Raw genomic sequence first — 19,696 nt, forward strand, 5'->3', positions numbered from 1 at the left:
CCGACGACAATCAGGCAAACTTCTTCTGGACTTCTGCCGACACGTTGGCCGGCGCTTCTGCGTAGTGGTCGAACTGCATGGTGAAGGTCGCGCGACCCTGGCTCATCGAGCGCAGGTTATTCACGTAACCGAACATGTTCATGAGCGGCACCATCGCGTTGATGACGTTGGCGTTGCCGCGCATGTCCTGACCCTGGATCTGACCGCGCCGGGAATTCAGGTCGCCGATGACCGAGCCGGTGTAGTCTTCCGGGGTCACCACTTCGACCTTCATGATCGGCTCGAGCAGGACGGACTTGCCCTTCTGCAGCGCTTCGCGGAAAGCCGCGCGCGATGCGATTTCGAAGGCGAGCGCCGACGAGTCGACGTCGTGATACTTGCCGTCGACGAGCTGAACCTTGACGTCGACGACGGGGAAGCCCGCCACGACACCAGAGCTCATCACGCTGTTGAGGCCCTTTTCCACGCCGGGGATGTATTCCTTCGGAACCGCACCGCCGACGATCTTGGACTCGAACTCGTAGCCCTTGCCGGGCTCGTTCGGCTCGACCACGATCGACACTTCCGCGAACTGACCGGTACCGCCGGTCTGCTTCTTGTGGGTGTACTTGACCTCGGCCTTCTTGGTGACGCGCTCGCGGAACGCAACCTGCGGCGCGCCGATGTTGGCGTCGACCTTGTAGGTACGCTTGAGGATGTCGACCTTGATGTCGAGATGGAGTTCGCCCATGCCCTTGAGGATGGTCTGGCCGGACTCCTGGTCGGTCGACACGCGGAAGGACGGATCCTCCGCGGCGAGCTTGGCCAGCGCCACGCCCAGCTTTTCCTGGTCGGCCTTGGACTTCGGCTCGATCGCGATCTCGATGACCGGCTCGGGGAATTCCATCTTCTCCAGGATGACCTGCTTATCGGGATCGCACAGCGTGTCACCGGTGCGCGCTTCCTTCAGGCCTGCCAGGGCGACGATGTCGCCGGCATAGGCTTCCTTGATGTCTTCGCGGTTGTTCGCATGCATCAGCAGCATGCGCCCGATGCGCTCCTTCTTCTCGCGGGTCGAGTTCACGACGCCGGTGCCGCTCTGCAGAACGCCGGAGTAGATGCGGCAGAAGGTGATGGTGCCGACGAACGGGTCGTCCATGATCTTGAACGCGAGCAGCGCGAGCGGCTCCTTGTCGTCCGCCTTGCGCACGACCTCGTTGCCGCGGTCGTCGGTGCCCTTGATCGCGGGCACGTCGATCGGCGACGGCAGATAGTCGACGACGGCGTCGAGCAGCGGCTGAACGCCCTTGTTCTTGAAGGCCGAGCCGCACAGCACGGGATAGAACGCGCCGGTCAGAACCGCCTTGCGGATCAGCCGCTTCAGCGTCTCTTCGTCCGGCTCCTTGCCGTCGAGATAGGCGGCCATGGCGTCGTCGTCGAGCTCGACGGCGGCTTCCACCATCTTCTCGCGGTATTCCTTGGCCTGCTCGACGAGATCTTCCGGGATATCGACATAGTCGAACTTCGCGCCGAGCGATTCATCGTTCCAGATGATGCCCTGCATCTTCACGAGGTCGACGAGACCCTTGAAGTTGTTCTCGGCACCGATCGGAAGCTGGATCGCGATCGGCTTGGCACCGAGGCGGTCGACGATGTCGGCCAGGCACTTGAAGAAGTCGGCGCCGGTCTTGTCCATCTTGTTGGCGAAGACGATGCGCGGAACCTTGTATTTGTCGCCCTGGCGCCAGACGGTCTCGGTCTGGGGCTCGACGCCCTGGTTGGAGTCGAGCACGCAGACGGCGCCGTCGAGCACGCGCAGCGAACGCTCGACTTCGATGGTGAAGTCGACGTGGCCGGGGGTGTCGATGATGTTCAGGCGCTTGCCGGCCCAGAACGCGGTGGTCGCAGCCGAGGTGATCGTGATGCCACGCTCCTGCTCCTGCTCCATCCAGTCCATCGTCGCGGCACCTTCGTGCACTTCGCCGATCTTGTGGCTCTTGCCGGTGTAATAGAGGATGCGCTCGGTCGTCGTCGTCTTGCCGGCATCGATATGCGCCATGATACCGAAGTTGCGGTAATTCTCTATGGCATGAACGCGGGGCATAGGGTGTTCCTCAGATTCCGTGTGTCGCCGTTACCAGCGATAGTGCGAGAAGGCACGGTTGGCTTCCGCCATCCGGTGCACGTCTTCACGCTTCTTGACGGCGTTGCCGCGGTTGTTCGAGGCGTCCAGCAGTTCGGCCGAGAGCCGCTCGGTCATGGTCTTCTCGTTGCGCTCGCGCGCAGCCGAGATCAGCCAGCGGATGCCCAGCGCCTGCCGGCGGGTCGAACGAACCTCGACCGGGACCTGGTAGGTCGCGCCGCCGACGCGGCGGGAGCGAACCTCGATCGTCGGCATGACGTTCTCGAGCGCCTGCTCGAACACGCCGAGCGGGTTCTGCTTGGTCTTGCTTTCGATGATACCGAACGCACCATAGACAATGCCTTCGGCGACCGACTTCTTGCCGGCGTACATCACCGAGTTCATGAACTTCGTGACGATGATGTTCCCGAACTTCGGATCGGGAAGGACTTCGCGCTTTTCCGCTGAGTGGCGACGAGACATGGACCTGGTTCCCGCTTACTTCGGACGCTTCGCGCCGTACTTCGAACGACGCTGCTTACGGTTCTTGACGCCCTGGGTATCCAGAACGCCGCGGAGGATGTGGTAGCGCACGCCGGGCAAGTCCTTGACGCGGCCGCCGCGGATCATGACCACCGAGTGCTCCTGGAGGTTATGGCCCTCGCCGGGGATGTAGCCGATCACCTCGAAGCCGTTGGTCAGGCGCACCTTGGCGACCTTACGAAGCGCCGAGTTCGGCTTCTTCGGAGTCGTGGTGTAGACGCGGGTGCAAACACCACGCTTCTGCGGCGACTGCTGCAGCGCCGGCACCTTCTTGCGCGACTTCTGCACTTCACGCGGTTGAGCGATCAGCTGGTTGATCGTCGGCATCCTGGCCTTACCCTTTGTTCTGTCGCGAACCCTTTTCGGATCCGCTGTCTTGCCGCAGCCCGTTGCCGGGACTGCAAATTCTTTCGAGCTACCCGCCCGACGAGGTCGCCTTCTGCGGAACAATCCGCACAAAGCGAAATTGCGCCAACCGCCCCATCAACGGGCGGAAAGCGCTTCGACGCCACAGAGGACCGCAGTATTGAGGCCGATCAGCATAAAGCCGCGGCCCGCGCACTGAGGTCATGCATCCGAATTCGATCTCAAGAGAATAAGCTCAAGAGAACTAGAATCGCACTGGCATTGCCTAGCTATGATCGACAGCGTTTGAGCGGCATTCGTCGAGGTTGGTGCCCGTCTCGCGACCCTTGTGGATCTAGTCCTTGCGGCTCTAGTCTTTGGGGGTCTGACGGGTGGCCCGTTCCGACGCTGGCGATGCTCACCGCCTGTCGTTAAGTGAGGCGCTTTCTATAAGTGGGAATCGGTCAAGTCAAGGCGAAACGACAGTCACAACGCGCTCAGGAGCCTGTCAAAATCGCTGTTTGCCGCCCTCGCCGCCTCACCCGGATATGGGTGCACGGTTGGCATTTCGCCAGCCCGCCGAACATTTATACCCGGAATTAAAGTAATTTTATAACGACCGGAACGGGTTTTTCGGGCCTCCCAGGCGTTAAGGGGCGTTAATCTCTCCTGGCTTGGGCAACCATCGGCCCAGGACGTCACTGAGATCGGAGCAAGATCGCCCGCGCAACAATGTCCGTGATGTCCGGCCCGACCGATTCACACGAGAGCGAACCGGCCGAATTTTCGAAGCGAAGAACTGATCGTCGCCTGAGAATCGAGCGAACATTGATGGCCGACTCACAGAATCGGTCCAGCTCCGGTCACTCCTCCTCCTCGTCCTCATCCTCGCCTTCCTCGAGGTCGTCTTCATCGTCATCGTCTCTGCCGTCGTCGGCGGGGACGGCGCCATGCGGCTGGTGGATCTGGTCGTTCCACAGCTTGCGATAGGTCCCGTTGTTGGCGAGCAGCTGGGCATGCGAGCCGCGTTCGATCGCCCTGCCCCCGGAAATCACGATGATCTCATCCATCTCGACCACCGATGTCAGCCGGTGGGTCGACCAGATCATGGTGCGGCCCTTGGCGACCTTGAGCAGTGTGCGGTTGATCGCAGCTTCCGTGGTCTGGTCCAGTGCCGAGGTGGCTTCGTCCAGCAGCAGCACCGAGGGATTGCGGATGATCGCGCGCGCGATCGCGATGCGCTGGCGCTGGCCGCCCGACAGGGTGTCGCCGCGTTCGCCGACCGGCGTGTCGTAGCGCTGCGGCAGGCTCATGATGTAGCGGTGGATCTCGGCCTTCTTGGCGGCCTCCTCCACCTCCTCGTCGCTCGCGCCCTCCTTGCCGAGCCGGATGTTCTCGCGGATCGACATGTTGAACAGCATGTTCTCCTGGAACACCACCGCCATGCTCCGGCGCAGCGAATCCAGCGTCACCTTGCGGACGTCGACGCCGTCGATGGTGACGCGCCCCTCGTCAGGCACGTAGAGCCGCAGGATCAGGTTGAGCAACGTGCTCTTGCCGGAGCCGCTCGGGCCGACGATCGCGATGCGCTTGCCCGCGTCGAGCCTGAGACTGAGATTGTCCAGCACCGGCGTCTGACTGCCCTCGTACTGGAAGGTGACGTGGTCGAAGGTGATGTCGTTGGTGATGCGGGGCAGATCTGGCGCGCCGGGACGGTCGGCGCCGCGGGTCGGCTCGTCCAGCAGCTCCTGGATGTGGCGGATCGCTGCGGCCGAGGAGATCGACACCGGGATGAAATGCATCACATGGGCGATGTTGTAGGAGACCTCCCAGAACGCGCTCTCGAACGTCACGAAGGTGCCGATGGTGATCTGGCCCTTGGTCGCCAGATACGCGCCGATCGCGAGCACCACGAGGTGCAGCAACAGCACCGAGATGGTCACCGTCCGCTCCACCATGGTCGACAGGAACGCGGCGGAGGCGATCTTGTCGCGGGTCGCGTCGTTGCGGAAGGTGAAGAAGCCGAACATCTTGCGCTGCAGGCTGAACGCCTTGATCACGGCCTGCGCCGCCACGTTCTCCTGCACCATGCCGAGCAGCGCGCTCTCGTTGAGCTTCTGCTCGTAATTGGCCTGCACCGCCTTGGGGGTGAGGATGCGCGGGCCGATCAGCGTGATCGGGAACACGAGCAGCGCAATCACCGCGAGCTGCCAGTTCAGGAACACCATCAGGATGATGCCCGCGATCAATTCCAGGAACGGCAGCGCGGCGCTGTTGGCGAAGGTCTTCACCGAGCCTTCGAACGCCGAGAGGTCGACCGAGAAGCGCGACAGGATCTCGCCGCGCTTGGTGCGGCCGAAATAGGCCGCCGGGAGGTCCTGGACATGTTCGAACAGGCGCTTGCGGACGTCCGAGATGATGCAGGCCGCCAGCCGCGCGTCCCAGCGCTCGTACCAGACTGCGACGACCGAGGTGAAGATGCCGGCGACGGCGAGCACGCCGAGGATCTTGTACAGCGCCTGGAAGTCCTCCTCGCCGAGCGCGTCGTCGATCAGGAACTTGAGGCTGAGCGGCATGATGACGTTGAACAGCGTCTCGACGAAGACGCCGAACGCTACGAACGACAGCATCCGCTTGTAGTTCGTCAGATGGGGCTTGACGAACCCGACGATGGTTGCGAGCGCACCGGCGGCCTCGCGGGCGGTAAAGACGACGAGATCCTCGTCCTCATCGTCGTCGTCGAGTTCCAGTTCGTCATCCGCCTCGTCTTCGTCGTCCTCGTCGTCTTCGAGGTCGGGCTTGGCGGCGGCGAGCTTGTCGTCGAGCTCGGCCGCCTCTTCCGCGGCGAGCTTCTGTTTGTCGGGCGGGAGGGGCTTGGACGCCATGAAACCAATCGATGCTGACGGCCGGCATGACCGCAGAGAAGCAGGACATAGCGGAGAGCCGCTATTGCCCCGATTCTATGCGATCAGGATGAATTCGGCAAAAGAATTGGCGAATGCGACGCGCGTCCGCGGCTAGTCTTCGTCCTCGTCCTCGACCTTGTCGAAGAAGGAATAGCGCAAGCTGTCCGCGTCGGCGTACCACTGCCCCGGCCCCTTGTTGGCGGCGAGCGTCGCCTCCCAGAGCGCATCGGTGCAATCCTTGCGGTGCATCGAGAGGTCGAACCCGTTGCCGAAGAACAGTTCGGACCACTCCCACCAGGTGCCGAGCTTCTTGACCCCGCGCAGCAGGTCGTAGCGGTCGATCAGAGCCGGCGCCATGTCCGAGGTGATCGAGCCGAACACGAGGCCGGTCTTGACCACGCGGTTGAGCTCGCGGATCGCGCGGACCACCTGCTTCGGCGAAACGTGGCACAGGCTGGTCTCGAACACGAAGTCGAACGCGCCGTCCTTGAACGGCATGTCGGTGATCGAGCCGAGCTTGTTGTACTTCTTCAGCGCCTTCGGCGTCTTGGCGTGGATGGCACGGTTGTTTTCGATGCCGTAGGCATCGATGCCGCGTTCGCGCAGCGCGCCGACCAGCTCTCCGCTGGCGGAGCCCGCGACGAGCAGCTTGGCGCCCTTGGTCCTGCCCCAGACGATGCCGAGCAGCCTGGTGAGATAATCGGGGTCGGTAAAGTGGCGCCATGCCTCGTGATAGGGACCGAGGCCGCGATAGTTTTCGAAATAATCGCGATCGATCTTGTCGGAGAGCGGCTTGTCCTCCTGCGCGCGTTCCCGGCGCAGGCGCATCATCTCGGTCAGGATGATGTCGGTCGCCGCGTCCGAGGAATCGAGCAGGCCGTTCAGCGTCGAGTCGAACAGATAGTCGCCGACCACCACGATGCCGGGATGCTCCTTCGGCTCCGGCCGGTGATTGGTCATGACGTCGCGCACAGGCAGACCGCCCGGTATGGCGTTCACCGACGACAGCCAGCGATGGATCTTGCCTTCCACGAAATGCGAACGCGCATCGCCGAGCGCAGCCGGCAGCGACTTCAGCGCGGCGTCGATCAGCTCCTGGTCCGACAGATTGGCGAAAGCCAGCGCGTCGGAGCCGGGAATCAGCCAGTTCAGCACGCCGTGCTTGCCGACGTCGTGGCGCGCACCCTCGTTGTAGACGCAGCAGCCGCCGAACGCTTCCGACATGAACCAGGCGCCGGGAATCTTCTCGCCCCAGAACGGGGTGTCGAACAGGATCGAGACGCGCAGGTAATGTGCAGGACGGTCGAAATAGGAGACGTGCTTGACCATCGACTTGCGCAGCTGCTCGCCTTCCCACCCCATGGTGGCGAGCCAGGAATGCGGCAGGCAGACCAGCACCAGATCGAAGTCGCGGGTCTCCGGTCCCTTGCCGTTCATCATCTTGAGCTGGTAGCGGCCGGTCGGCGCCTTGCCCACGGTGAGCACGCGATGATTGAGCTGGATGTCGGCGTTGACCTCCGACTGCAGGCACTCGATCAGCTGCTCATTGCCGTTCTGGATGGAATAGAGGCCGATATAGCCGTCGACATCCATCAGATAGTTCTTGAGCGCGTTGAGGCCGTTGGTGTTGTGGCTCTCGGTCGCGATGTCGGAGCGCGCCATCACCTTGAAGAAGCGCTTGGCCGTTTCGTCCTCGACCTCCTCGTCGAGCACCTGCTCGGCGGTCTTGTAGGCCCAGGGATTCTCGTTGTCGTGCGCGCCGACGCCCTCGTAATATTCGATCGGAGACATCACCTCGCTGCAACGCTTGCGGAAGGCCTCGATCGCGGCCGCGGTCTTGGCGCCGTATCGGCGGCGCATGCCGGGCACGTCGTTCAGCAGCTCGCCGCCGAGATGCACCTGCTCGGCGTCCATCGGAATGGTCTGCAGCCCGAAATGCTGGATCAGCTCGCGCAGCGGGTCCGGGCCCGTCATCGAGTAATCATAGATCTCGGCCACGCCGGCCTCGTACATCGCGGGCGCGGAATCGAACTTGCGCGTGACGACCTTGCCGCCGAGCCGGTCGGAGGCCTCGTAGATGGTGACGCGGCAGAGATCGCCAAGCTTGCGCTTCAGATACCAGGCGCTCATCAGCCCCCCGGGGCCGCCGCCTACGATTGCCAGATCAAGCATGCGAGTTCCGTGGTCTCCGGCCCTGCCCCCGTCACGGGATCCACCGGGCTAAACTCCCCTAGCAGAAGCGCTTTTGCGCCTGAAGGAAAGATGAACAAAGGTTGATCGTGCATCGCAGCAAGCAAAGAAAGCAGCAAAAAGGCCGGCTTGCGCCGGCCTTTCCATTATCCTCGGTATTCCTACGGATGAACGATCATTCCGCGGGCGGCAGCGCAGGAAGCTCGGCTTCGGGCGCGGGCGACACGACGGCCGCCTGCTTCTCGCGCTCGTCCAGGATCAGCTTGTCGCGCTTCATGGCGACTTCGCGGATCTTGGCCATGGAGGCGCCGGTGCCCGCCGGAATCAGACGGCCGACGATGACGTTCTCCTTGAGGCCTTCGAGCGGATCGACCTTGCCGTTGACCGCCGCTTCCGTGAGGACGCGGGTGGTCTCCTGGAACGAGGCCGCCGAGAAGAACGAACGGGTCTGGAGGCTCGCCTTGGTGATGCCGAGCAGAACCGGCGTTCCCGTGGCGGGCTTCTTGCCCTCTTCCTTGGCCTTCTCGTTCAGCGCGTCGAACTCGATCTTGTCGACCTGCTCGCCCGAGATCATGTCCGTATCGCCCTGGTCGGTGACTTCCACCTTCTGGAGCATCTGACGGACAATCACCTCGATGTGCTTGTCGTTGATGAGCACGCCCTGGAGCCGGTAGACCTCCTGGATCTCGTTGACCAGATAGGCCGCGAGCTCCTCGATGCCCTTGACCGCCAGAATGTCGTGCGGTGCCGGGTTGCCTTCGACGATGAAGTCGCCCTTTTCGACGACGTCGCCGTCCTGAAGGTGGATGTGCTTGCCCTTCGGGATCAGGTACTCGCGCGGCTCGTCGGTTTTGTCCATCGGCTCGATCGAGATGCGACGCTTGTTCTTGTAGTCGCGCCCGAACCGGATGGTGCCCGCGATCTCGGCGATGATCGCCGCATCCTTCGGACGCCGAGCCTCGAACAGTTCCGCCACCCGCGGCAGACCGCCGGTGATGTCACGCGTCTTGGCGCTTTCGGTCGAGACACGGGCGAGAATGTCGCCCGGATTGACCTTGGCTCCGACGTCGACCGAGAGAATGGCGTCGACCGACAGCATGTAGCGGGCATCGCCGCCACGGGCGAGCTTGAGCACCTTGCCGTCCTTGCCCTTGACCACGATGGCCGGACGCAGGTCCGAGCCGCCGCGGGTCGAGCGCCAGTCGATGACCACGCGCTTGGCGATACCGGTCGCTTCGTCGAGCGTTTCCGAGATCGACTGCCCCTCGACCAGATCCTCGAAGCCGATGGTACCTTCGACTTCGGTGAGGAGCGGTCGGGTGTAGGGATCCCACTCGACGATGCGCTGGCCGCGCTTGACCATGTCGCCCTCGTCGACGTGCAGGCGCGAGCCGTACTGGACGCGGTGCGTCGCACGCTCGGTGCCGTCGGCATCGACGATCGCCACCACCATGTTGCGCACCATCGCGATCAGGTGACCTTCGCTGTTGCGGGCGATGGCCTTGTTCCGGATCACGATCTTGCCGTCGAAATTGGCTTCGACGAAGGACTGCTCGTTGAGCTGCGCCGCACCGCCGATGTGGAAGGTGCGCATGGTGAGCTGGGTGCCCGGCTCGCCGATCGACTGCGCCGCGATGACGCCGACGGCTTCACCGTGGTTAACCGGCGTGCCGCGGGCGAGGTCGCGGCCGTAGCACTTGCCGCAGATGCCGTTGACGAGTTCGCAGGTCAGCGCCGAGCGGATCTTCACCTCCTGGACACCACCCTGCTGGATGGCGTCCAGATGGCTCTCTTCCATCAGCGTGTCGCGCTTGATGATCACCTTGCCGGAGCTGTCGCGGATGTCCTCGCAGGCCGTGCGTCCGAGGATGCGCGAGCCGAGCGAAGCCACCACGGTGCCTGCATCGACGATGGCGCGCATCTTGATGCCGAGCTTGGTGCCGCAGTCGCTCTGAGTGATGATGCAGTCCTGCGCGACGTCGACCAGACGACGGGTCAGGTAGCCCGAGTTCGCGGTCTTCAACGCGGTATCCGCGAGGCCCTTACGGGCACCGTGGGTCGAGTTGAAGTACTCGAGAACCGAGAGGCCTTCCTTGAAGTTCGAGATGATCGGCGTCTCGATGATCTCGCCCGACGGCTTGGCCATCAGGCCGCGCATGCCGGCGAGCTGGCGCATCTGGGCCGGCGAACCGCGGGCACCGGAGTGAGCCATCATGTAGATCGAGTTGATGTCGGCATCCGCCCCGCTCGCCGTCTTCTTGGTCGAGGAGATCTCCTTCATCATCGCCTTGGCGATTTCTTCCGTGGCCTTCGACCAGGCGTCGACGACCTTGTTGTACTTCTCGCCATGAGTGATCAGGCCGTCGTTGTACTGCTGCTCGAAATCCTTCGCCAGCGTACGGGTGGTGTCGACGATCTTCCACTTGCCGTGCGGCACGACCATGTCGTCCTTGCCGAACGAGATGCCGGCCTTGAACGCGTTGTAGAAGCCGAGCGCCATGATGCGGTCGCAGAAGATCACCGTCTCCTTCTGACCGCAGTGACGGTAGACTTGGTCGATCACGCCCGAGATCTCGCGCTTGGTCATCAGCTTGTTGATGATCTCGTACGAAATCCGCGGGTTCTTCGGCAGGAGATTGCCGAGCATGACGCGGCCGGCGGTGGTCTCGATCCAGCGCGTCGAGACCTTGCCGGTCTCGTCCATGCCCTGCCACCGGTACTTGATCTTGGTGTGGAGGTGGATGACCTTCGCATGCAGCGCGTGCTCGAGCTCGGCCATGTCGCCGAAGATCTTGCCCTCGCCGGGCAGGCCTTCGCGCATGATCGAGACGTAGTAGAGACCGAGCACGATGTCCTGCGACGGCACGATGATCGGTTGACCGTTGGCCGGATGCAGGATGTTGTTGGTCGACATCATCAGGACGCGCGCTTCCAGCTGCGCTTCGAGCGACAGCGGGACGTGCACGGCCATCTGGTCGCCGTCGAAGTCGGCGTTGAACGCCGAGCAGACCAGCGGGTGAAGCTGGATCGCCTTGCCTTCGATCAGCACGGGCTCGAACGCCTGGATGCCGAGGCGATGCAGCGTCGGTGCGCGGTTCAGCAGCACCGGATGCTCGCGGATCACCTCATCCAGGATGTCCCAGACCTCGGGCCGCTCCTTCTCGACCAGCTTCTTGGCCTGCTTCACGGTGGTGGACAGGCCCTTGGCGTCGAGCCGCGAATAGATGAACGGCTTGAACAGCTCGAGCGCCATCTTCTTCGGCAGGCCGCACTGATGCAGGCGCAGCTCGGGACCGACCACGATCACCGAACGGCCCGAATAGTCGACGCGCTTGCCGAGCAGGTTCTGGCGGAAGCGGCCCTGCTTGCCCTTGAGCATGTCGGCGAGCGACTTCAGCGGGCGCTTGTTGGCACCCGTGATGACGCGGCCGCGGCGGCCGTTGTCGAACAGCGCATCGACCGCTTCCTGAAGCATGCGCTTCTCGTTGCGGATGATGATGTCGGGCGCGCGCAGCTCCATCAGCCGCTTCAAGCGGTTGTTGCGGTTGATGACGCGGCGGTAGAGGTCGTTGAGGTCCGAGGTCGCGAAGCGGCCGCCGTCCAGCGGCACCAGCGGACGCAGGTCCGGCGGGATCACCGGGACCACGGTCATGATCATCCATTCCGGCTTGTTGCCGGAGTGGCGGAACGCTTCCACGATCTTCAGGCGCTTGGCGAGCTTCTTGTGCTTGATGTCGGAGTCGGTCTCCTGCATCTCGACGCGAAGCGAGGCCTCGAGCTTCTCGAGGTCCATGCCCTTGAGCAGCTCGCGGATCGCTTCGGCGCCGATCATGGCGGTGAAGGAATCCTGGCCATACTCGTCCTGCGCCTTCAGATACTCGTCCTCGGACAGCAGCTGACGGTCCTTGAGCGCGGTGAGACCCGGCTCGAGCACGACGTAGTATTCGAAGTAGAGGATCCGCTCGAGATCCTTCAGCGTCATGTCCAGCAGAAGGCCGATGCGCGAGGGCAGCGACTTCAGGAACCAGATGTGGGCGACGGGGGCGGCGAGCTCGATATGGCCCATGCGCTCGCGCCGGACGCGCGACAGCGTGACCTCGACCGAGCACTTCTCGCAGATGATGCCCTTGTACTTCATGCGCTTGTACTTGCCGCACAAGCACTCGTAATCCTTGATCGGCCCGAAGATGCGGGCACAGAACAGGCCGTCGCGCTCGGGCTTGAAGGTGCGGTAGTTGATGGTCTCCGGCTTCTTGATCTCGCCGTAGGACCAGGACAGAATCTTCTCTGGAGACGCGATCGAGATCCGGATCTGGTCGAAGACCTGAGCCGGCGTCGTCGGGTTGAAGAGATTCATAATTTCTTGGTTCATCGTCTTCTCCTCGCGTGCCGGTCGCCTCCGGCCGCAAATTCGAAAATCACTTCAAGCAGGGCGCCCTGCCCTCAAGGCATCGGGAGGGGCGCCGATGCCCGGCCGTGAAGGCCGGGCATGAAAGGTCGTGTTACTCGGCCGCTTCCGACGTCGGCGCCGGTCCAACCTTGGAGTTGTGCAGGTCGACGTTGAGGCCGAGCGAGCGCATTTCCTTGACCAGCACGTTGAACGATTCCGGAATACCGGCCTCGAACGTGTCGTCGCCGCGCACGATCGCCTCGTACACCTTGGTACGGCCGGCGACGTCGTCCGACTTCACCGTCAGCATCTCCTGGAGCGTGTACGCCGCGCCGTAAGCCTCGAGCGCCCACACCTCCATTTCGCCGAAGCGCTGGCCGCCGAACTGCGCCTTGCCGCCCAGCGGCTGCTGGGTGACGAGCGAGTACGGACCGATCGAACGCGCGTGGATCTTGTCGTCGACCAGATGGTGCAGCTTGAGCATGTAGATGTAGCCCACGGTCACCTTGCGATCGAACGGATCGCCGGTGCGGCCGTCATAGACGGTCGACTGACCGGAAGCGTCGAGACCGGCAAGCTTCAACATCTCCTCGATGTCGGCTTCCTTGGCGCCGTCGAACACCGGCGTCGCGATCGGAACACCGCGGCTGAGGTTATGGCCGAGCTCGATCAGCTCGTTGTCGTTGAGCGACTTGATCGTCTCGTCCTCGCCGTAGACCTTCTTCAAGGTCTCCTTCAGCGGCTTGATGTCCTGCTTCGACAGATACGCATCGACCGTCTGGCCGATACGCTTGCCGAGGCCGGCGCAGGCCCAGCCCAGATGGGTCTCGAGGATCTGTCCGACGTTCATGCGCGAGGGCACGCCGAGCGGATTGAGCACGATGTCGGCATGCGTGCCGTCTTCGAGGAACGGCATGTCCTCGATCGGCACGATCTTCGACACCACGCCCTTGTTGCCGTGGCGGCCGGCCATCTTGTCGCCGGGCTGGATCTTGCGCTTCACCGCGACGAAGACCTTGACCATCTTCATCACGCCGGGCGGCAATTCGTCACCGCGCTGCAGCTTCTCGACCTTGTCGAGGAAGCGCTGCTCGAGCCCCTTCTTCGACTCGTCGTACTGCTTCCGCATGGCCTCGATCTCGGCCATCAGCTTGTCGTTCGGCGAGGCGAACAGCCACCACTGCGACTTCGGGTACTCCTCGAGCACCGCACGGGTGATCTTGGTGTCCTTCTTGAAGCCCTTGGGACCGGCGATGCCCTGCCGCCCTTCGAGCAGCTCGGCAAGACGGTTGTAGACGTTGCGGTCCAGGATCGCCTGCTCGTCGTCGCGGTCCTTGGCCAGACGCTCGATCTCTTCCCGCTCGATCGCCAGCGCACGCTCGTCCTTGTCGACGCCGTGACGGTTGAACACGCGCACTTCCACGATCGTGCCCTGCACGCCCGGAGGAACGCGCAGCGAGGTGTCGCGAACGTCGGACGCCTTCTCGCCGAAGATGGCGCGCAGCAGCTTCTCTTCCGGCGTCATCGGGCTCTCGCCCTTCGGCGTGATCTTGCCGACCAGGATGTCGCCGGCGCGCACTTCCGCACCGATGTAGACGATACCGGCTTCGTCGAGGTTCTTCAGCGCTTCTTCCGAGACGTTCGGAATGTCGCGGGTGATTTCCTCAGGCCCGAGCTTGGTGTCGCGGGCCATCACCTCGAACTCCTCGATGTGAATCGAGGTGAAGACGTCTTCCTTCACGATCCGCTCGGAGAGCAGGATCGAGTCTTCGAAGTTGTAGCCGTTCCACGGCATGAACGCGACGAGCACGTTGCGGCCGAGAGCGAGCTCACCGAGATCGGTCGACGGACCGTCGGCGATGATGTCGCCCTTCTTGACGATGTCGCCGACCTTCACCAGCGGACGCTGGTTGATGCAGGTCGACTGGTTGGAGCGCTGGTACTTCATCAGGCGGTAGATATCGACGCCCGACTTGGTCGGATCGAGATCTTCCGTGGCGCGGATGACGACGCGGGTGGCGTCGATCTGGTCGATCACGCCCGAACGGCGCGCCGCGATCGCAGCACCCGAGTCACGCGCAACCACGCCTTCCATGCCGGTGCCGACGAACGGCGCCTCGGCGCGAACCAGCGGCACCGCCTGGCGCTGCATGTTCGAGCCCATCAGCGCGCGGTTGGCGTCGTCGTTCTCGAGGAACGGGATCAGCGCCGCGGCGACCGAGACGAGCTGCTTCGGCGAGACGTCCATGTAGTCGACCTTGTCCGGCGTCACCGGCAAGACTTCGCCGGCGTGACGGCAGACCACGAGGTCTTCGGTGAAGCGGCCCTTCGGGTCGAGCGGCACGTTGGCCTGCGCGACCGTGTAGCGGCCCTCTTCCATCGCCGAGAGGTACACGACCTCGTCGGTGACGCGGCCATCCTTGACCTTGCGGTACGGCGTCTCGACGAAGCCGTACTTGTTCACGCGCGCGAAGGTCGCGAGCGAGTTGATCAGGCCGATGTTCGGACCTTCCGGCGTCTCGATCGGGCAGATGCGGCCGTAATGCGTCGGATGCACGTCGCGCACCTCGAAGCCGGCGCGCTCGCGGGTCAGACCGCCCGGTCCAAGGGCCGACAGGCGGCGCTTGTGGGTGATCTCGCTGAGCGGGTTGGTCTGGTCCATGAACTGCGAGAGCTGCGAGGAGCCGAAGAACTCGCGCACGGCGGCAGCCGCCGGCTTGGCGTTGATCAGGTCCTGCGGCATGACCGTGTCGATGTCGACCGAGGACATGCGCTCCTTGATCGCGCGCTCCATGCGCAGCAGGCCGATGCGGTACTGGTTCTCCATGAGCTCGCCGACCGAGCGCACACGGCGGTTGCCGAGATGGTCGATGTCGTCGATCTCGCCCTTGCCGTCGCGCAAATCCACCAGCGTCTTGATGACGGAGAGGATGTCTTCCTTGCGCAGCGTGCGCTGGGTGTCGGGCGCATCGAGGTCGAGGCGCATGTTCATCTTGACGCGGCCGACCGCGGAGAGGTCGTAGCGTTCGGCGTCGAAGAACAGCGACTGGAACATGGCCTGCGCCGAATCCAGCGTCGGCGGCTCGCCCGGGCGCATCACGCGGTAGATGTCGAACAGCGCGTCTTCACGCGTCATGTTCTTGTCCGCCGAGAGCGTGTTGCGGATGTAGGGGCCGACATTGACGTGGTCGATGTCGAGCAGCGGCAATTCCTTGTAGCCGTGCTCGTTGAGCACCTTCATCGACTTGTCGGTGATTTCCTCGCCGGCCTCTGCGTGGATCTCGCCGGTCTTCGGGTTGACGAGGTCCTCGGCGATATAGTTGCCGACCAGCTCCTCATCGGACATGCGCAGCGCCTTCAGCCCCTTCTCCTGGAGCTGGCGGGCGGCACGGACGGTGAGCTTCTTGCCGGCCTCGAGCACGACCTTGCCGGTGTCGGCATCGATCAGGTCGTTGACGGTCGAGTAGCCGCGGAAACGGTTGGCGTCGAACGGAACGCGCCAGCCTTCCTTGGTCCGCTTGTAGAGGATCTTCTTGTAGAACGTGGACAGGATCGCTTCGCCGTCGAGGCCGAGGGCGAACATCAGCGAGGTTACCGGAATCTTGCGGCGACGGTCGATACGCGCATAGACGATGTCCTTGGCGTCGAACTCGATGTCGAGCCAGGAGCCGCGATACGGGATCACGCGGGCGGCGAACAGCAGCTTGCCCGAGGAATGGGTCTTGCCCTTGTCGTGGTCGAAGAACACGCCGGGCGAGCGGTGCATCTGCGAGACGATGACGCGCTCGGTGCCGTTGACGATGAAGGTGCCGTTCATCGTCATGAGCGGGATGTCGCCCATGTAGACGTCCTGCTCCTTGATGTCCTTCACCGACTTCGCGCCGGTTTCCTCGTCGATATCGAACACGATGAGGCGCAGCGTCACCTTGAGGGGAGCCGCGAAGGTCATGCCGCGCTGGCGGCACTCGTCGACATCGTATTTCGGCTGCTCGAACTCGTAGCGGACGAATTCCAGCATCGAGGTGCCCGAGAAGTCGGAGATCGGAAACACCGAGCGGAACACCGCCTGCAGACCCTCGTCGAGACGGCCACCCTGGGGTTCGTCGACCATCAGGAACTGGTCATAGGACGCCTTCTGAACCTCGATGAGGTTCGGCATCTCGGCCACTTCCTTGATGTGTCCGAAGAACTTGCGAACGCGTTTGCGACCGGTGAATGTCTGCTGCGCCATCGTGGCCTCTCATTTTCGTCGCCCCATCTGGGCGCGCCGTCCAGGGCGCGGCTGCCACCGCTCCCCGGGTTGAATTTTTCGAACCCGTTTTGGGGGCCGCAGACTCAGTTTCAGGCGAGAATGTCCTGAATCTGTTCTTCAGACCTTCAAAACGCAAAACGACGTGCGGGGCGCTGGTGCGCGCCCGCCCGTCACAACGATCCTCTTCACGGACTGCAAAAGCCCGAAATAGCCTGCTCTCCCAACGGCTTACAGGGGGTCCGGCACCCCTGCCACCGCGCTTTCGTGCTGCCGACCCGATATGGGGCGACAATAGTGCAGATTCGAGGGGTAAACCTCGAAATCCCCACACTTTTTCGTGTTCAGCCCACGTCGGGACGTTCCGTCGCACGCCTTTTGCATCACGCCCACCCTTGGTCGAGGGGCAGGCCAAGGTCCCGGGCTCGCTGACGCGCGCCCGGGACCTCGCGAGTAAGCTGCGCTTACTTCAGCTCGACCTTCGCGCCAGCCTTCTCGAGCTGGGCCTTGATCTTGTCGGCTTCTTCCTTGTTCACGCCTTCCTTCAGCGGCTTCGGAGCACCCTCGACGAGGTCCTTTGCTTCCTTCAGGCCGAGACCGGTGATGGCGCGGACTTCCTTGATGACCTCGATCTTCTTGTCGCCGGCCGAGGCCAGGACAACCGTGAACTCGGTCTTCTCTTCAGCCGGAGCGGCAGCAGCGCCACCACCAGCCGGACCGGCCACGGCGACAGCCGCGGCAGCCGAAACGCCCCACTTCTCTTCGAGGAGCTTCGCGAGTTCAGCGGCTTCGAGCACGGTGAGGCTCGAGAGGTCGTCAACGATCTTCTGCAAGTCAGCCATTGTTCAGTTTCCTTAGGTGTAAGTCTGGTTCGGGTTTGAGTTTTGCGAAGGGCGTCAGGCCGCTTCGCCCTTTGAGGCATGAGCCTGGATGACGCGCGCGAGCTTGCCCGCGGGCGCGTTGGCGAGCTGGGCCAGCTTGGTCGCCGGGGCCACGATGAGGCCGACGATCTTGCCGCGCAGTTCGTCAAGCGACGGCAGTGAGGCAAGCGCCTTCACGCTGTCGACATTCAGGACGGTCTTTCCCATCGAGCCGCCAATGATGACGAACTTTTCGTTCGCCTTGGCGAATTCGACGGCGACCTTTGGCGCCGCTACCGGATCGTTCGAAGTGGCGATCACGGTCGGTCCCTTCAGCATGGGGCCGATGGCAACGACGTCAGTGCCTTCAAGAGCAATTTTGGCGAGACGGTTCTTCGAGACCTTCACCGAGGCACCAGCCTGCTTCATCTGCATGCGCAGCTTCTGCATCTGGGCAACGGTCAGGCCGGAATATTGAGCAACGATCGCGACGCTCGTGGTCTTGAAGACCCCATTGAGCTGTTCGACCGCGTCCTTTTTTGCCGCTCGTTCCACAGCAAGCTCTTTCCGGTTGGCAGCCTTCGCGAAAAGCGGGACCGCCGGGTTGCACCCATCGCCCCACCCAAAACCTGAACCTCCGGGCCAAAACCCATCGGACACGCGCCGGGCGAGACGACAATTCAAAGCCTGCCCTCCGGGAGCCCGCTAAGGCCCACGGCGTGTCGAGGTCCGAACCAGACCCGTTCCGCAACCACCGTTAAGATGGAAGGCGAAGTGAAATCCGGTCTTCACCCGTCTATGCAGGCCATGCGATTAAGCCGTTGAGAAATCGAAATTTCCCGCGAGCGCCTGCAGTCTTGGACAGGACAGGGTCAGCCGGCGAGCCGTCCAACCCCTGCCCGCATCCCACCAACCGACGGGTTTTCCCTCCTTTTCGGGCAAATCCTCACGGACGTCCTGAAAAGGAATGATCTCCTGTCGTGTCGGGTTTTCGGAATGCGTGCACGAACGCGCCAGCCGAAGCCGGCACGTCCGGAAGCGGTTCTTTAACTGCTCTCTGCCTGCTTGCCAAGAGCAAAATTCACACCAGTTCCAATCCGTTGCCGGTGGGGCTTGACCCAGGCCGATAAGGGCCGATTCAGGTCGATTTCACCCCATAAGGCAGCGGCTTGCCCTCGAAGAACGCGGTCAGGTTCGCCAACACGCAGTCCTGCATGGCGACATGCGATTCGAGGGTGTGGCCGCCGATATGGGGCGCGAACACCACGTTGGGGAGCGCGGTCAGGGCGTCCGGCGCGTGCGGTTCCTTCTCGAACACGTCGAGTCCGGCCCCCGCGATGGTCCTGTCGGTCAGCGCCGCGACCAGGGCCTTCTGGTCGATCACGGAGCCGCGGGAGATATTGACGACATAGCCGTCCGCCCCGAGGCGCCTCAGGATGTCGGCATTGACGACGTGCTGGGTGTCGGCCCCTGCCCGCACCGCGATCATCAGGACGCTGCACCAGTCGGCCAGCGCCTCCAGCGACGGGAAATATTGATAGGGCAGATCATATCGGGTCCGGCTGAAATAACCGATTTCGCCCTCGAAGGCGGCGCAGCGGGCGGCGATCTTGCGGCCGATCTCGCCCATGCCGTAGACGCCGATGCGGCGGCCGGGCATGCCGGCCTGGGGACGCATCATCGGCGATTGCTTGGAGGCGGCCCAATCGCCGCTGCGGACATATTGGTCGGCAACCAGGATCCGGCGCGTGGTCGCCAGCATCAGGGTCATCGCGATGTCGGCGACCGAGGCCGCGTTGGCGCCCGGGCTGTGGCCGACGGCGATATTGCGGCTGGCGGCCGCCTTCAGGTCGACGCCGTCATAACCGGTGCCGTAGCAGACGATGGCGCCGAGCTTCGGAAACAGATCCATCGCTTCTGCTCCCAGCGGTGAGCCGCCCGCGGTGAGCAGCGCACGAATGCCACCGAGCTCTTCGGGCGGAAACACCTCCGTTGCCTTCTTGCCACCGGTGTCGAGCAGCTCGAACCGCTCGGCGAAACGCGCCATCATCGTCTTGGGAAAGCGCGAATAGATCAGGACCTTGTCAGCCATTTTTCTTGCTTCCGGTGAGC

Annotated in this window: 10 protein-coding genes; all 10 read right to left on the reverse strand. The window is 63.2% G+C overall.

The window, feature by feature from the left end; genetic code table 11:
* Window positions 1–10: 10 nt before the first annotated feature.
* The 10 genes from fusA to RPS27_RS28740 all read right to left on the reverse strand — a co-directional run bounded on the left by fusA (window position 11) and on the right by RPS27_RS28740 (window position 19,676).
* Entirely contained in the window at window positions 11–2,083 is a 2,073-nt protein-coding gene (gene fusA / locus RPS27_RS28695; RefSeq protein ID WP_018322261.1) for an elongation factor G, read from the reverse strand.
* 30 nt (window positions 2,084–2,113) lie between these two features.
* Complete coding sequence (gene rpsG / locus RPS27_RS28700; RefSeq protein ID WP_008136420.1) at window positions 2,114–2,584, reverse strand: 30S ribosomal protein S7; 471 nt, start codon at window positions 2,582–2,584, stop codon at window positions 2,114–2,116.
* A 15-nt stretch (window positions 2,585–2,599) separates the two neighbouring features.
* Entirely contained in the window at window positions 2,600–2,971 is a 372-nt protein-coding gene (gene rpsL / locus RPS27_RS28705) for a 30S ribosomal protein S12 (protein ID WP_007603006.1), read from the reverse strand.
* An 881-nt stretch (window positions 2,972–3,852) separates the two neighbouring features.
* Window positions 3,853–5,874, reverse strand: a complete 2,022-nt coding sequence (locus tag RPS27_RS28710) for an ABC transporter ATP-binding protein (RefSeq protein WP_313754741.1) — start codon at window positions 5,872–5,874, stop codon at window positions 3,853–3,855.
* Window positions 5,875–6,006: 132 nt separating this feature from the next.
* Window positions 6,007–8,067 (reverse strand): FAD-dependent oxidoreductase, encoded by a 2,061-nt coding sequence (locus RPS27_RS28715; RefSeq protein ID WP_285806760.1) that lies wholly within the window; start codon window positions 8,065–8,067, stop codon window positions 6,007–6,009.
* 193 nt (window positions 8,068–8,260) lie between these two features.
* A complete protein-coding gene (gene rpoC, locus RPS27_RS28720) occupies window positions 8,261–12,457 on the reverse strand; it encodes a DNA-directed RNA polymerase subunit beta' (protein WP_126258100.1) in 4,197 nt (1,398 codons plus the stop codon).
* Between the two features lie 130 nt (window positions 12,458–12,587).
* Window positions 12,588–16,706, reverse strand: coding sequence for a DNA-directed RNA polymerase subunit beta (gene rpoB, locus RPS27_RS28725; protein WP_194402796.1), 4,119 nt, complete (start codon window positions 16,704–16,706; stop codon window positions 12,588–12,590).
* Between the two features lie 482 nt (window positions 16,707–17,188).
* Window positions 17,189–17,566: a 50S ribosomal protein L7/L12 gene (rplL, locus tag RPS27_RS28730; protein ID WP_100177007.1), complete on the reverse strand. Its 378-nt coding sequence runs from the start codon at window positions 17,564–17,566 to the stop codon at window positions 17,189–17,191.
* A gap of 54 nt (window positions 17,567–17,620) precedes the next feature.
* The gene (gene rplJ, locus RPS27_RS28735; protein ID WP_194402797.1) at window positions 17,621–18,139 is read right to left on the reverse strand and encodes a 50S ribosomal protein L10; all 519 of its coding nucleotides are present in this window, start codon (window positions 18,137–18,139) and stop codon (window positions 17,621–17,623) included.
* A gap of 583 nt (window positions 18,140–18,722) precedes the next feature.
* Window positions 18,723–19,676 carry a 2-hydroxyacid dehydrogenase gene (locus tag RPS27_RS28740; protein ID WP_313754742.1) on the reverse strand — a complete coding sequence of 318 codons (954 nt, stop codon included), beginning with the start codon at window positions 19,674–19,676 and terminating at the stop codon, window positions 18,723–18,725.
* Window positions 19,677–19,696 lie beyond the last annotated feature (20 nt).

Origin of the sequence: Bradyrhizobium sp. WYCCWR 12699 (genome assembly GCF_032144035.1) — a bacterium.
Taxonomy (GTDB): Bacteria; Pseudomonadota; Alphaproteobacteria; order Rhizobiales; family Xanthobacteraceae; genus Bradyrhizobium.

What these genes read in the sequence shown, in the direction of transcription:
- fusA (WP_018322261.1), bottom strand. Translation starts at nt 2,083, where the DNA reads ATGCCCCGCGTTCATGCCATAGAGAATTACCGCAACTTCGGTATCATG.
- rpsG (WP_008136420.1), bottom strand. Translation starts at nt 2,584, where the DNA reads ATGTCTCGTCGCCACTCAGCGGAAAAGCGCGAAGTCCTTCCCGATCCG.
- rpsL (WP_007603006.1), bottom strand. Translation starts at nt 2,971, where the DNA reads ATGCCGACGATCAACCAGCTGATCGCTCAACCGCGTGAAGTGCAGAAG.
- RPS27_RS28710 (WP_313754741.1), bottom strand. Translation starts at nt 5,874, where the DNA reads ATGGCGTCCAAGCCCCTCCCGCCCGACAAACAGAAGCTCGCCGCGGAA.
- RPS27_RS28715 (WP_285806760.1), bottom strand. Translation starts at nt 8,067, where the DNA reads ATGCTTGATCTGGCAATCGTAGGCGGCGGCCCCGGGGGGCTGATGAGC.
- rpoC (WP_126258100.1), bottom strand. Translation starts at nt 12,457, where the DNA reads ATGAACCAAGAAATTATGAATCTCTTCAACCCGACGACGCCGGCTCAG.
- rpoB (WP_194402796.1), bottom strand. Translation starts at nt 16,706, where the DNA reads ATGGCGCAGCAGACATTCACCGGTCGCAAACGCGTTCGCAAGTTCTTC.
- rplL (WP_100177007.1), bottom strand. Translation starts at nt 17,566, where the DNA reads ATGGCTGACTTGCAGAAGATCGTTGACGACCTCTCGAGCCTCACCGTG.
- RPS27_RS28740 (WP_313754742.1), bottom strand. Translation starts at nt 19,676, where the DNA reads ATGGCTGACAAGGTCCTGATCTATTCGCGCTTTCCCAAGACGATGATG.